Source organism: Hydrogenophaga sp. T2, assembly GCF_049843535.1.
Lineage (GTDB): Bacteria > Pseudomonadota > Gammaproteobacteria > Burkholderiales > Burkholderiaceae_C > Hydrogenophaga > Hydrogenophaga crocea.
In genome coordinates, this window is sequence record NZ_JBBHZJ010000003.1 from 115,955 (window position 1) to 128,833 (window position 12,879).

Sequence of the window (12,879 nt, forward strand, 5' to 3'; positions counted from 1 at the left end):
GGCCGCGGCCCCGCGTCACCAGGTGGACGAGCCGAGCTGGTCCGCCTGGAACACGCGCTGGTGCAGGCTCACGCAGTCCAGGCGCTGCATCAGTTCGGCCTGCAGCCCGGATTTGAGATGCCCCAGGCCCACGACGGCGAAACCCTTGTGGCCCTGCAGCGCCCGGGCGGCAGACGCGAGTTGCTCCGCCATGTGGCGGTTGCGCCGGGCGTGTGAATCGGGCGCATGCGACTCGCGCTGGAACAGCGCGTCGGCCGTGTTCAGCGCCTCCACCTTCTGGATCAGTTGCCGGACCTTCGAGTCGGCGATGGGAATCTCGCCCGAGCGAACCCGCGCATAGGCCCGCAGAAAGGCCTCGCGCACCTGGCCGTAGTCGTTCGACCTCACGGGCGGGACTTCCTGCGGCGCCTGCTGCGCGATGAAGTGCTGTGCGGCCCGCGCGGCGGCGGTGGACGCCTGGCCCAGGGCGAGCAGGCGCGCGGCCTCGGCCGGATCGTCGATGCCGGCGCAGGCCTCGGCCGGCACGCCCCGGCAGTACACGGGCGCGGGCGGGGCGTCGGCGCGGGTCTCGACGAACAGGCGATCGCCGGCTTCGAACATCGCGGCCAGCGTGTCGGTGAGCAGGGCCTGCTGCGGCACGTGGTAGTGATCGTGGTCGGCGAGCACGACGATCACGCCGCTCAGCGACCGGTCGGCGCGCCGCCGCAGCGAGGGGCTGAACGTCAGCTCGAATGAAGCGCCGAACTCGGCCTGCAGCGTGTCCAGGGTGCGGCACTGCTGCCCGGGCCGGCACTGGGCGCCGACGGCGCCTGAGGCCTCGACGTCGAGCGGCTCGGCCGCGGTGCCCAGGGGCCCCAAGGGGTTCCCGGGCCATTCGCCATCGGGGGGCAACAGGCCGTGCATGGCCCGGGCGGCCCAGTCGGCGGCCGCTCTCGCGAGCTGGTCGCCCGCGTGCAGCACGGCCGCGACGCCATTGCCCAGGGGATCGCCCGGGTGGGGGCCGGCCTTGCGCCGCTCGCGTTCGCGCAGCCGATCGGCTTTGCGCCGCGCGCGGCCATCGTGCGTGCCGGCCCGCTGGAGAGGCTGCCCGCCCGTCACGGGCAGCGCCGCGCCAGGCCCGCGCGGCTCGCCGCTGTCCGGCGGCGTGGTGATGGGTGTCGTGCCCCGAAAGGCCGTGCTGTTGAGGTGCATGGGAAAGCGTCCTTTTTCAAACCAGAAAAGAGAACGCTTCGTCACCCACCCCGGCGATGGGGTTTCCGGCTCAGCCCTTGAGCAGGATCTTCAGGTCGTCCGCCAGCGCCTGCGCGCCGCTGCCGTAGCGGTGGTAGAGGCGGATGCGGCCCTGCGGGTCGTACACGTAGCTGCCCGCGGAGTGGTCCATGGTGTAGCTCGTGGGCGTCTTGCCTTCGACCTTCTTGTAGTAGACCTTGAAGCTCTTGGCCACGGCCTCGAGCTCGCCAGGCGCCGCGTACAGCGCGAGAAAGCTCGGGTCGAAGTTGGCCACGTACTGCTTCATCACCTCGGGCGTGTCGCGCTCGGGGTCGACGGTGATGAACAGGCCCTGCAGCCGCTCGCCGTCGGGGCCGAGCATCTGTTTGGCCTGCGCGAGTTCGGCCATGGACGTGGGGCACACGTCGGGGCACTGCGTGAAGCCGAAGAAGACCACCACCGCCTTGCCCTTGAAGTCGGCGAGCGTGCGCTTCTGGCCGTTGTGGTCGGTGAGCGAGAAGCCGGTGGCGTAGTCGGCGCCGGTGATGTCGATCGCCTTGAAGGCCTGGGGCGATTCGGAGCACGCGGCCAGGGCGAGCGAGCCGGCGGCCGCGAGCACCAGGCGGCGGCGCGAGAGGGTGTTCACCATGGCAGGTAGTGGTCGATCAGCAGCGCCGCGAACAGCAGCGACAGGTGGATGAGCGAGAAGCGGAAGGTCTTTCGAGCCAGCGCGTCGGAATAGGTTCGCCAGAGCGCAAACGCGTAGCCGCAGAAGCCGATGCCCAGCGCCAGCGCGCTCACCAGGTAGAACCAGCCGCTCATGCGCATCATGAAGGGCATGAGCGTGGCCGCCAGCAGCACGAGCGTGTAGAGCAGGATCTGCAGGCGCGTGAATTCGGAGCCGTGCGTGACCGGCAGCATGGGCAGGCCGGACTTGCGGTAATCCTCGACGCGGTAGAGCGCGAGCGCCCAGAAGTGCGGCGGCGTCCAGAGAAAGATGATGAGGAACAGGATCAGCGCCTCGGGCGCGACCGTGTTGGTCATGGCGGCCCAGCCCAGCACCGGCGGCATGGCGCCCGAGGCCCCGCCGATCACGATGTTCTGCGGCGTGAGCGGCTTGAGGATCACGGTGTAGATCACCGCATAACCCACGAAGGTGGCGAAGGTGAGCCACATGGTGAGCGGGTTCACCGCGAACCACAGGATGGCCGAACCCGCGGCGCACAGCAGCGCCGAGAAGGTGAGCGTCTGCGGATTGGTGAGCTCGCCCTTGGCGGTGGGACGCCACGCGGTGCGCTTCATCTTCGCGTCGATGTGCTGCTCGACCACGCAGTTGAAGGCCGCGGCCGCGCCGGCCACGAGCCAGATGCCGAAGCAGGCGATGGCCGCCAGCCGCACCTGATCCCAGCTGGGCAGGCCGGGCACGGCGAGCACCATACCGATCAGCGCGCAGAACACGATGAGCTGGATCACGCGCGGCTTGGTGAGCGCGTGGAACTGGCGCCAGGTCGAAGGCATGGGCAGGGGAGCGGTACTCATCGGGACACCTGGGCGCGCGAGGACGCAAGGGCGCCGGTGAAGGCGATCACCAGCGCGGCGGCGCCGCCGGTGTGGCTCACCGCCGCCAGCAGGGGCCAGTCGAGCACCACGTTGCTCAGGCCGGTGAAGAACTGCCACGCGCACAGGGCCAGCAGCACGCGCGCGAAGCGCGCCATGCCGGGCACGCGCCACAGCGCCCACGCGAGCGCGAGCAGCAGCGCAAATACCGCGTAGGCCATGAGCCGGTGCACGTAGTGGATGGCGGTGAGCGCGGGGAAGGTGATGGCCTCGCCCACGTGGTTGCTGCCGAGCTCGCGCCACAGCGTGAAGCCTTCGCGCAGGTTCATGGGCGGCCACCAGCTGCCCTGGCAAGTGGGGAATTCGCGGCACGCGAGCACCGCGTAGTTGGTGCTGACCCAGCCGCCGAGCGCGATCTGCAGCCACAGCAGCGCGAAGGCGCCCACCAGGGCCCAGCGCTGCGCCGGGCTCAGGGCCACCGGCCCCGGGCTGCCGGGCTCGCCGAGGCGGTAGGCCACCGACTGCGCGCGCAGCAGCGCCAGCAGCACCAGGCCGCCGAGCAGGTGCATGGTGACGATGGCGGGAAAGAGCTTCATGGTCACCGTGAGCGCGCCGAACGCACCCTGCAGGCAGACCCACACCAGCGTGACCACCGGCCACACCCAGTGCACATGGATGCGGCGGCGCTCGATCCAGCTGCCCACCGCAAGCACGATGATGAGCACACCGACGCCGGTGGCGAGGTAGCGGTGGATCATTTCGATCCACGCCTTGGAGAACGTGACCGGGCCGGTGGGCATGGCCGATTGCGCGGCCGAGATGTCGGCGTGCGCGCCAATCGGGCTGGCCGCGCCGTAGCAGCCGGGCCAGTCGGGGCAGCCCAGGCCCGAATCGGTCAGGCGCGTGAAGGCGCCGAACAGCACGAGATCGAAGGTGAGGAAGAGCGTGACCAGCGTGAGCACGCGCAGGCGCTGCGCGGGGCTGGCGCTGCGGTGCTTGAGGCCGATCCACAGCAGCGGGCCGAGCGCGATCACGATGCCGAGCAGCATCATGCGCGTGATCGGCGCGAGGTCGACCAGGGGTTGGGCGGCGTCCATGTCAGATCGGAAAGCTCAGTTCTCGCGGCCCGGCTTGTCCCACGACGAGGACGCGCGCAGCAGGCGGTCGAGGTCGCGCTTGGCGCGCGAGGGGTCGATGTTGGCGGGGAAGCGCATCATGAAGTGGCCCATCGGGTCGACCACGTAGAGGTGGTCTTCGAGGCGCTGGCCCGGGGCCGGCTGCAGCCATTGCGCCAGCGCCGCGGCATCGCCCACGTGCAGCACGGTGGCCGCGGCCGTGGCGGCGCGCAGCGGCTCGCGCAGTTCGACCGCGCCGGTGCGCAGCCACACCCAGTCGAGCCGGTCTTTCTCGCGGCCCAGGGTCTCGCGCAGCTGGCGTTGCAGGTAGAGGTGCTTCTCGCAGGCCGCGTCGCAGTCGCTGTCGGCCACGCTGAGCAGCAGCCATTGCCCCTTGAGTGCGGTCAGCGGCACCGGGCGGCCCTGCGCATCGGTGGTGGCGAGCGCGGGCAGCAGCGGCTGCGCCTCGATGAGTTCACCGTAATTGCGCCGGCCCTCGGGGCGGATGACGTAGTAGGTGAAGTACGAGGCGATCACGGGCGCGGCGCACACCAGCAGGATGAGGAACATCTTCCAGCGCCCGCTGCGGGTGGCCGCGGCGCGCTCGGCATCGCCGCGGTCGGGCGTGGGCAGGCTGTGCACCGTCAGCGTCAGGGGTTCATCGGGCGTCTTCTGGGCCATTGCGGCGATTGCTCTTGCGACGGGGTTGGATGATCTGGAACCAGAGGTAGAGGCCGGCCACCAGCGTGCACAACGCGAACCACTGGAAGGCATAACCGTGGTGCTTCTGCACGTCGGTGGCGGGCAGTGGCCAGTGGCGGCGCAGCGGGCCTTCGTCATCGCCGGTCTGCTGGACCGAGAGCTCCAGCAGCGGCAGGCCGGTTTCGAGCCGGTAGGCGGCGAGCTCGATATTTTGCCGGATGGGTCCGGTGCCGGCCTCGCCGAACTGGTAAAGCCGCCCGGGCGGCGGGGCCAGCCGGCCTTGCACGCGCACCTCGCCCGCGGGCGTGTCGACCGCGGGCACGCGCAGCCGGTCGTTGAAGTCGCGTGGCACCCACCCGCGCTGGACCAGCACGGTCTGCTCGCTGCCCGACAGGCGCAGCGGCGTCACGAGGAAGAAGCCCGTGCGCCCGTCCATCTGCCGGTTCTCGAGGAACACGTTGTGCTGCGGGAGCCAGCGGCCCTGCAACCGCACCGGGCGGTACAGCGCGGCGCTGCGGTCGGGCGCCGCGAGCAGCTCGGCGTTGCTCCAGGCCGGCAGGTCGGCGCGGGCGCGGATCGAGGCCTCGAGCGCGGTCTTCTGGGCGGCGCGGTCGAGCTGCCACAGCCCGAGCGAGGCGGTGGCGGCCATGGTGAGCACCGTGGCCACGCTCACCACGACGAAGCGGACACGGCTCATGGACACACCACCCTGCGGCCATCAGGCCCACTGCCGCACCGGATAATCGCGGGCATGAAATACGTGGTGATCGTGGCCTTCGTGGCCATTCTTGGCAGTCTCGCGGCGGCCCTCGTGTACATGATGCGCGGCGGCGTGCAGGACGAGGGCGAAGCCCCGCGGCAGCGGCGCATGGCACGGGCGCTGGCCTTCCGCGTGGGCTTCTCGGTGCTGCTGTTCTTGGTGGTGCTGGTGGCGTACTTCATGGGCTGGATCCAGCCGACGGGCCTGCCGCTGCAGCGCTGAGCACCGCCGCCGATCCCATCGGTGGCACCGAAACAAAAAAGCGCCTCGCGGCGCTTTTTTTCTGGGGCGGACCGTCCCGGACCTTGCATCACATCCAGTAGACCAGGATGTACAGGCCGAGCCAGACCACGTCCACGAAGTGCCAGTACCAGGCCGCGCCTTCGAAGCCGAAGTGGCGCTCTTTGGTGAAGTGGCCCTTGTGCAGGCGCAGCGTGATGAACAGCAGCATCAGCATGCCCACGAACACGTGGAAGCCGTGGAAGCCGGTAAGCATGAAGAAGGTCGAACCGAAGATGCCCGAGTTGAGCTTGAGGTTCAGGTCGGCGTAGGCGTGCGCGTACTCGTAGCCCTGCACGCCCAGGAAGACGATGCCCAGCAGCACGGTCATCCACATGAAGGCGATGGTCTTGCCACGGTTGCCCGCCTGCAGCGCGTGGTGGGCGATGGTCAGCGTGACGCCCGAGGTCAGCAGCAGCGCGGTGTTGATGGTGGGCAGCCAGAACGGGCCCACGGTCTGGAAGGGTTCGACGATGCCGGCCGGCGAGGCGGTGGCACCGGCCTGCACGCTGGGCCAGATCGACGCGAAGTTGGGCCAGATCAGCGCGTTCTCGATGCTGCCGAGCGCGGGCACCGAGTGCGAACGGGCCCACCACAGCGCGGTGAAGAAGGCGCCGAAGAACATCACTTCGGAGAAGATGAACCAGCTCATGCTCCAGCGGAACGAGAGGTCGATCTTGCGGCCGTACAGGCCGGTCTCGCTCTCGCGGATCGCGTCGCCGAACCACTGGAACAGCACGAAAGCCCAGAAGGCCAGACCGAAGGCCAGCGACCATGCGCCCCAGCCGTGGCCGTTGATCCACTGGCCGGCGCCCAGGATCACGAAGAACAGGCCAAAGGCGGCCATGGCCGGATGGCGCGACAGTCCGGGGACGAAATAGTAGGGCGTCGAGCCGTGGGATGCTGCGGACATGCTGCTCACTCCTGTTGTGCTGCTATCGCTTGGTCAATGTCAAAAAATCGGTCTCTCGGGGGCCGCCCTCAACCGGCCACCCAGTTCACCAGCGCGATCAGCGCGCCGACGAACACAAACGCCATCACCAGGCCCACCACCACGAGGTGCAGGGGGTTCAGGCGCTTGATGTCTTTCTCGTACTCGGCGCGCTGGCGCACGCCGAGAAAACCCCAGAGCACGGCCTTGACCGTGCCGAGGAGGGAACCGGAACGCTCGGGCGCCGCCATGGCCATCACACCGCCCCCGGCGTCTGCACGGCCTTGGCCTGCGGCGGCACCGTGGACTCGGGCGCGGGCGGCACACCGCCGCCCACCTCGAAGAAGGTGTACGAGAGCGTGATGGTGGTCACGTCCTTGGGCAGGCGCGGGTCGATCACGAAGGCCACCGGCCATTCCTTCTTCTCACCGGGCGCGAGCGTGTACTGCGAGAAGCAGAAGCACTCGAGCTTGTTGAAGTGCGAGCCCGCCTGCTTGGGCGCGTAGCTCGGAATGGCCTGGGCCGACATGGTGCGGTTCTGGATGTTCTGGAACTCGTAGATCACCGTGGCCAGCTCGCCCGGGTGCACCTGCAGCGAGCGCACGGCCGGCTTGAAGTGCCAGGGGCCGCGCACGTTGGTGTCGAACTCGACCGTGATGGTGCGCGTGAGATCGACCTGCGTGTTGGCGGGCAGCTTGGCCGCCGCCCCGGGCACGCGCGTTTCGGACACCGCGAGCACGTTGATGCCCAGGGCTTCGCAGATGTGCCGGTAGATGGGCACGAGCGCGTAGCCGAAGGCGAACATGCCCAGCGCGATCACGGCGAGCTTGCCGACGATCTTGAGGTTTTCCTGGCGCAGACCCATGGCGTGAGGCGTGCGATCAACCGCCCAGCAGGACGAGCTTGGCCACGAAGCCCGCGAAGAAGGTCAGCGCGACCGTGGCCAGGATCAGGCCCAGGCGGACGTTGTTCTTTTTCTGTTCGGGCGTCATGCGTGTGCCTGCCGTGCGATCAGCCGATCACCTTGGTGGCGGTGGCGTCGAGCTTGGGCGGGTTCTCGAAGGTGTGGTGGGGCGCCGGCGACGGCACTTCCCATTCCAGGCCCTCGGCACCTTCCCAGGGCTTCTGCACGGCCTTCTCGCCCTTGCCGCGCATGGCGGGGACGATCACGGCCAGGAAGAAGTACACCTGCGCGAAGCCGAAACCGAAGGCGCCGATCGACGCGATCATGTTGAAGTCGGCGAACTGCATGGGGTAGTCGGCGTAGCGGCGGGGCATGCCGGCCAGACCCAGGAAGTGCATCGGGAAGAAGGTGATGTTGAACGAGATCATCGACCACCAGAAGTGGATCTTGCCGCGCGTTTCGCTGTACATCACGCCGGTCCACTTGGGCAGCCAGTAGTAGATGCCCGAGAACATGGCGAACAGCGAGCCGGCCACCAGCACGTAGTGGAAGTGCGCCACCACGTAGTAGGTGTCCTGCATCTGGATGTCGATCGGGGCGACCGACAGGATCAGGCCGGTGAAGCCGCCCATGGTGAACACGAAGATGAAGCCCACGGCCCACATCATCGGGGTCTCGAAGGTCATCGAGCCCTTCCACATGGTCGCGATCCAGTTGAAGATCTTCACGCCCGTGGGCACGGCGATCAGCATGGTGCTGTACATGAAGAACAGCTGGCCGGTCACCGGCATGCCGGTGGTGAACATGTGGTGCGCCCACACGACGAAGGACAGGATGGCGATGGAGCCGGTGGCGTACACCATGGAGGCGTAGCCGAACAGCTTCTTGCGCGCGAAGGCGGGCACGACCTGGCTCACGATGCCGAAGGCCGGCAGGATCATGATGTAGACCTCGGGGTGACCGAAGAACCAGAAGATGTGCTGGTACATCACCGGGTCACCGCCGCCGGCGGGGTTGAAGAAGCTGGTGCCGAAGTGGCGGTCGGTCAGCGTCATGGTGATCGCGCCGGCCAGCACGGGCATCACGGCGATCAGCAGGTAGGCGGTGATGAGCCAGGTCCAGCAGAACATGGGCATCTTCATCAGCGTCATGCCGGGCGCGCGCATGTTGAGGATGGTCACGATGATGTTGATCGAGCCCATGATGGACGAGGCGCCGAGGATGTGCATCGCGAAGATGCCGGCGTCCATCGAGGGGCCCATCTGCAGCGTGAGCGGCGCGTAGAGCGTCCAGCCCGCGGCGGGGGCACCGCCGGGCATGAAGAACGAGGCCACGAGCATGAGGGCCGCGGGGATCATCAGCCAGAAGCTGAAGTTGTTCATCCGCGCGAAGGCCATGTCGGAGGCGCCGATCTGCAGCGGAATCATCCAGTTCGCGAAGCCCACGAAGGCCGGCATGATGGCGCCGAACACCATGATCAGGCCGTGCATGGTGGTGAGCTGGTTGAACAGCTCGGGGTTCACGAGCTGCAGACCGGGCTGGAACAGCTCGGCGCGGATGCCCAGGGCCAGCACGCCGCCGACCATGAGCATGGTGAACGAGAACAGCAGGTACAGCGTACCGATGTCCTTGTGGTTGGTCGCGAAGACCCAGCGGCGCCAGCCGGTCGGCGCGTGGTGGTGGTCGTGATCGTGGGCGTCGTGGTGGTCGAGCACTGCACTCATCGTCGTTTCCTCAGGTTCTCAATCTCGATGCACGCGGATCACTTGCGCGCGGCCAGCACTTCGGCGGGCTGCACAAGGCGCTGGGTCTGGTTGCTCCAGCTGTTCTTCGCGTAGGTCATGACCGCCGCGAGGTCGGTGTCGGACAGTTGCTTCCAGGCCGGCATGGCGCCGTTGTTCTGGCCGTTGAGCAGCACGTTGATCATCTTGGACTTGTCGGCGTCGACCACGATGGCCGAGCCGTCGAGCGGCTTGATCGGGCCGGCGCCCTTGCCGTTGGCCTGGTGGCAGGCGGCGCAGTTGGCGGCGTACACGCCTTCGCCGCGCTTGATCAGGTCGGCCAGGGTCCAGACCTTGTTCGGATCGTCGGCGGCAGCCGCCATGACTTTGTACTTGTCGGCCACCCAGGCCTTGTATTCCTCAGCCGACACCACCTTCACGTGGATCGGCATGTAGGCGTGTTCCTTGCCGCACAGCTCGGCGCACTGGCCGTAGAAGTCGCCGGTTTTCTCGGCGCGGAACCAGGTGTCGCGCACGAAGCCCGGGATCGCGTCCTGCTTGACGCCGAAGGCCGGCACCATCCAGGCGTGGATCACGTCGTTGGCGGTGGTGATGATGCGGATCTTCTTGCCGACCGGCACCACGAGCGGGTTGTCGACCTTGAGCAGGTAGTCGTCGGTGGCCTGGGGCTTGCCGCTGTTGGACATGACGCGGTGCGAGGTGTCCAGCGTGGACAGGAAGCCGATGCCTTCGCCCTCGCCCTTGATGTATTCGTAGCCCCACTTCCACTGCATGCCGACGGCCTTGATGGTCAGGTCGGCGTTGGTGGTGTCCTTCTGGGCCACGAGCACCTTGGTGGCGGGCAGCGCCATGCCGATCACGATCAGCAGCGGCACGATGGTCCAGCCCAGTTCCACCCAGATCGGCTCGGCCAGCTCTTGCGACTTGTGGCCCACCGATTTGCGGTGCTTGAGGATGGAATAGAACATCACGCCGAACACCAGCACGAAGATGACGGCGCAGATGCCCATCATGAACCAGTGCAGCCAGTGCTGTTCTTCGGCGATCTTGGTCACGGGGGGCGCGAAGTTCAGCTGGTTGACCGCCGGGCCGCCCGGCAGATCGTTGACCTTCTGAGCGGCCACCGAGGTCCACACCCCGGCGCTCAGCAGCGTCAGGCCCATCGCGTTGCGCACCGCCTTGAAGCGGTGGCGCAGGCTTTGCAGCGTCTTCGTCGTCTTACTCACTTGTTGCGCCTCAAATATAAGCGTCGATTGATATCGACCCCGATTACACCAAACCCATCGGCCCTGCGCCACGGCCTCAGCCGCCGCGCAATGCCTGTGAAATCTCCCGGGCCAAGGCCGGTCGCAGGTCGGGCCGCAGGTAGCGCCCGATGTGCACCGACTCCCCGCCACCCCTGACCTCAATGAGGTTCGGGGCCTTTTCCTGCGGCGCCACCCGCACCCATTCGCGTGCGAATTCGCGGCAAACCAGCCGCCCGGCGACCTCCTGCTCGACCAGCAGCGCGCGGCCCATGAGGCGCACGCGCTCGCCGTCGGCGGCGTGGCGCGCGTACACCAGGAACGCGATGCCCACCGCCAGGATCTCCAGCACCGCGAACGGCAGCACCAGCGTCGCGCCATGGGCCCAGAAGAACCCGGCCACACCCAGTGAGACGACACAGAGGGAGGCGTACAGGAGGCCGAGCTGGGCCGGTGTCACCGAGCAGTTGCGACGCAGCCGCCACTCCATGCCCGCATCGGACAGGGTTGCAAAGCGGTACGCGCTGCTGGACGGACTCACACCCACACCACGGATCGGTTGGCACCCGGCCCGAAAGCCGCGCACCCGCGCAGGGAAAATGCCCTTCAACTCAAAACCGCGGGATTGTAGCCGGCAGCCGGGGGCGGGTTGCCCTGCATGCCGGTGCCCTACTCGGGTTCTCGGGTGGCCAAGGCCCGCTTCAGCCCCGGCCGCGCCGCAATTGCCGGCGCACATCGTCGAGCGGGACCGCGGTCTGGCCGGTGCGCGCGCGCGGCTCGGCCTTCACCGCGTGGCCGTAGACGATTTCGAGGCCCAGCCGCAGGCGGCCGTCGGCGTCGCGCGCGCCGTGGCGCTCGATGGCGTCCATCAGGGCCGCGCGCCAGCCGCGCCCGCGCAGGCCACCGAAGCGCGTGCTCGACAGGTTGCGGCCCATGCCGCGCAGGTCGTCGAGCAGCGCCTGGGCACTGCCGTAGGTCAGCGTCAGGCGCTCCATGTCCATCACCGGCTCGGCGAAGCCCGCCTGCACCAGCATGTCGCCCCAGTCGTGCATGTCGGTGAACGCGTGGGTCGGGGTCGGCCAGCCCAGGCGCGCGTACACAGCGCGCAGCTCGGCCAACGAGTCGGGCCCCAGGCAGGACATGAGCAGGAACCCGCCGGTGGCCAGGTGCGCATGCCAGCGCGCCAGCAGCGCCTGCGGGGCGCTCTCGGCGTGCAGGCCCATGTTGGCCCAGAGCAGTTGCACGGGCTGGCGCGGGTCGGCCGCGTCGGGCACGCGGTCGCGCGCGCGGCGCAACGGGTTCCACGACCGCGCGGCCGCTTCGCGCGTGAGCGCCTGCGCCTGCGCCAGGTCGTGCGACCAGACCTGGCAGGCCGCCTCGGGCAGGGCCGCGCGCACGCGGGCATGCCCCTGCAGCCCGCCCAGCAGGGGCTCCCAGTGCAGCCAGCTGGTCGGGGCATCGCGGAACACCTGCAGCCGTTCGACCATGCGCGAGGCCACCTCTTCGTGCAACCAGGGGCTCTCGCTGCGCGGCAGGCGCTGCCAGCGCGCGGCCGCGCGCGGATCGAGGCCGGGCACGCGATCGGCGGATTCGGGGGACATGGGGTTCAAGGCGCTGCACCGGCGCAGACCGGTGCCGGTATCGGCAGGGGGCGCTCAGTATATTGACCGGCCATGCCCCTCGCCGCGCGCGCCACCAACGCCCTGCGCCACCTCGTGGCCAGCGCCCCGGTGTGGCCGAGCGCCTGCCAGGTGTGCGGTCTGTGGCCATCGCGCCCGCTGTGCCCGGCCTGCCTGGCGCGTTTCGCCCCCGCCGCCGAGCGCTGCCCGCGCTGCGCCGCGCCCCACACCGGCGGCTTGTGCGCCCCCTGCCGGGCCCGCCCAGATCCCGAAGCCGGCCCCGCCGCCTGCCTTGTGGCGGTCGACTACCGCTACCCCTGGGACGGCCTGGTCGCGCGCTTCAAGTTCCGCGGCGAGGCCGGCTGGGCCGGGCCCTTCGCCGAACGCCTGCTCGCAATGCCCGGGGTGATCGGGGCGCTGGACGCCGCCGACTGGATCGCCCCCGTGCCGCTCACGCCCGCGCGGCTGGCCGAGCGCGGCCACCACCCGCCCTGGGAGCTCGTGAAGGCGCTGCGCCAGCGCCACCCGCGCCCGGTCTGCGCCGACGCCCTGGTGCGCCTGCGCGACGGCGCGGCCCAGCACCGGCTCGCGCGCACCGAGCGGCTGCACAACCTGCACGGCGCCTTCGCGGTGCCGCCGTCGCGCCTGGCGGTGCTGGCCGGCGCGCGGGTGCTGCTGGTCGATGACGTGGTCACCACCGGGGCCACGCTGCAGGCCGCCGCCCAGGCCTTGCGCGCCGCGGGCGTGGCCCGCGTCGATGCCCTGGTGTTCGCGCGCACGCCCGCCCCGGACGACGCGGCGCCCTGAGCGCTGGCTA

Annotated in this window: 16 protein-coding genes; 2 read left to right on the plus strand and 14 right to left on the minus strand. The window is 69.1% G+C overall.

Features of this window, described 5'->3' with window-relative positions; all coding sequences use genetic code 11:
- Nucleotides 1-15: 15 nt before the first annotated feature.
- The 6 genes from WDZ95_RS07620 to WDZ95_RS07645 all read right to left on the minus strand — a co-directional run bounded on the left by WDZ95_RS07620 (nucleotide 16) and on the right by WDZ95_RS07645 (nucleotide 5,280).
- Nucleotides 16-1,191: a hypothetical protein gene (locus WDZ95_RS07620; protein WP_425777443.1), complete on the minus strand. Its 1,176-nt coding sequence runs from the start codon at nucleotides 1,189-1,191 to the stop codon at nucleotides 16-18.
- A 70-nt stretch (nucleotides 1,192-1,261) separates the two neighbouring features.
- Nucleotides 1,262-1,858 carry an SCO family protein gene (locus WDZ95_RS07625; protein ID WP_425777444.1) on the minus strand — a complete coding sequence of 199 codons (597 nt, stop codon included), beginning with the start codon at nucleotides 1,856-1,858 and terminating at the stop codon, nucleotides 1,262-1,264.
- A complete protein-coding gene (gene cyoE / locus WDZ95_RS07630) occupies nucleotides 1,852-2,748 on the minus strand; it encodes a heme o synthase (RefSeq protein WP_425777446.1) in 897 nt (298 codons plus the stop codon). The genes WDZ95_RS07625 and cyoE overlap by 7 nt, the downstream gene beginning before the upstream one ends.
- Entirely contained in the window at nucleotides 2,745-3,863 is a 1,119-nt protein-coding gene (locus WDZ95_RS07635) for a COX15/CtaA family protein (protein ID WP_425777448.1), read from the minus strand. The genes cyoE and WDZ95_RS07635 overlap by 4 nt, the downstream gene beginning before the upstream one ends.
- A 15-nt stretch (nucleotides 3,864-3,878) precedes the next feature.
- Entirely contained in the window at nucleotides 3,879-4,562 is a 684-nt protein-coding gene (locus WDZ95_RS07640; protein ID WP_425777450.1) for an SCO family protein, read from the minus strand.
- Nucleotides 4,540-5,280, minus strand: a complete 741-nt coding sequence (locus WDZ95_RS07645; protein ID WP_425777452.1) for an SURF1 family protein — start codon at nucleotides 5,278-5,280, stop codon at nucleotides 4,540-4,542. Before WDZ95_RS07645 ends, WDZ95_RS07640 begins: the two co-directional genes overlap by 23 nt.
- Before the next feature lie 54 nt (nucleotides 5,281-5,334).
- Here WDZ95_RS07645 and WDZ95_RS07650 point away from each other — a divergent pair, with 54 nt between their 5' ends.
- Nucleotides 5,335-5,565 (plus strand): twin transmembrane helix small protein, encoded by a 231-nt coding sequence (locus WDZ95_RS07650; RefSeq protein ID WP_166227414.1) that lies wholly within the window; start codon nucleotides 5,335-5,337, stop codon nucleotides 5,563-5,565.
- 88 nt (nucleotides 5,566-5,653) lie between these two features.
- Here the strand turns inward: WDZ95_RS07650 and WDZ95_RS07655 are convergent, their stop codons facing one another.
- The 8 genes from WDZ95_RS07655 to WDZ95_RS07690 all read right to left on the minus strand — a co-directional run bounded on the left by WDZ95_RS07655 (nucleotide 5,654) and on the right by WDZ95_RS07690 (nucleotide 12,044).
- A complete protein-coding gene (locus WDZ95_RS07655) occupies nucleotides 5,654-6,535 on the minus strand; it encodes a cytochrome c oxidase subunit 3 (RefSeq protein ID WP_425777455.1) in 882 nt (293 codons plus the stop codon).
- A 68-nt stretch (nucleotides 6,536-6,603) separates the two neighbouring features.
- Nucleotides 6,604-6,804 carry a DUF2970 domain-containing protein gene (locus tag WDZ95_RS07660; protein ID WP_425777457.1) on the minus strand — a complete coding sequence of 67 codons (201 nt, stop codon included), beginning with the start codon at nucleotides 6,802-6,804 and terminating at the stop codon, nucleotides 6,604-6,606.
- A gap of 5 nt (nucleotides 6,805-6,809) precedes the next feature.
- Nucleotides 6,810-7,418: a cytochrome c oxidase assembly protein gene (locus tag WDZ95_RS07665; RefSeq protein WP_425777459.1), complete on the minus strand. Its 609-nt coding sequence runs from the start codon at nucleotides 7,416-7,418 to the stop codon at nucleotides 6,810-6,812.
- Nucleotides 7,419-7,434: 16 nt separating this feature from the next.
- Nucleotides 7,435-7,545: a cytochrome oxidase small assembly protein gene (locus WDZ95_RS07670; protein WP_240936378.1), complete on the minus strand. Its 111-nt coding sequence runs from the start codon at nucleotides 7,543-7,545 to the stop codon at nucleotides 7,435-7,437.
- 19 nt (nucleotides 7,546-7,564) lie between these two features.
- On the minus strand, nucleotides 7,565-9,181 hold the full coding sequence (ctaD, locus tag WDZ95_RS07675) for a cytochrome c oxidase subunit I (RefSeq protein WP_166227418.1): 1,617 nt from the start codon (nucleotides 9,179-9,181) through the stop codon (nucleotides 7,565-7,567).
- Nucleotides 9,182-9,219: 38 nt separating this feature from the next.
- Nucleotides 9,220-10,362: a cytochrome c oxidase subunit II gene (gene coxB / locus WDZ95_RS07680; protein ID WP_166231237.1), complete on the minus strand. Its 1,143-nt coding sequence runs from the start codon at nucleotides 10,360-10,362 to the stop codon at nucleotides 9,220-9,222.
- 139 nt (nucleotides 10,363-10,501) lie between these two features.
- Nucleotides 10,502-11,053, minus strand: coding sequence for a DUF2244 domain-containing protein (locus WDZ95_RS07685; RefSeq protein WP_425777462.1), 552 nt, complete (start codon nucleotides 11,051-11,053; stop codon nucleotides 10,502-10,504).
- A gap of 91 nt (nucleotides 11,054-11,144) precedes the next feature.
- A complete protein-coding gene (locus WDZ95_RS07690) occupies nucleotides 11,145-12,044 on the minus strand; it encodes a biotin synthase (RefSeq protein WP_425777464.1) in 900 nt (299 codons plus the stop codon).
- A gap of 72 nt (nucleotides 12,045-12,116) precedes the next feature.
- Here WDZ95_RS07690 and WDZ95_RS07695 point away from each other — a divergent pair, with 72 nt between their 5' ends.
- Entirely contained in the window at nucleotides 12,117-12,869 is a 753-nt protein-coding gene (locus WDZ95_RS07695) for a ComF family protein (RefSeq protein ID WP_425777466.1), read from the plus strand.
- Nucleotides 12,870-12,879 lie beyond the last annotated feature (10 nt).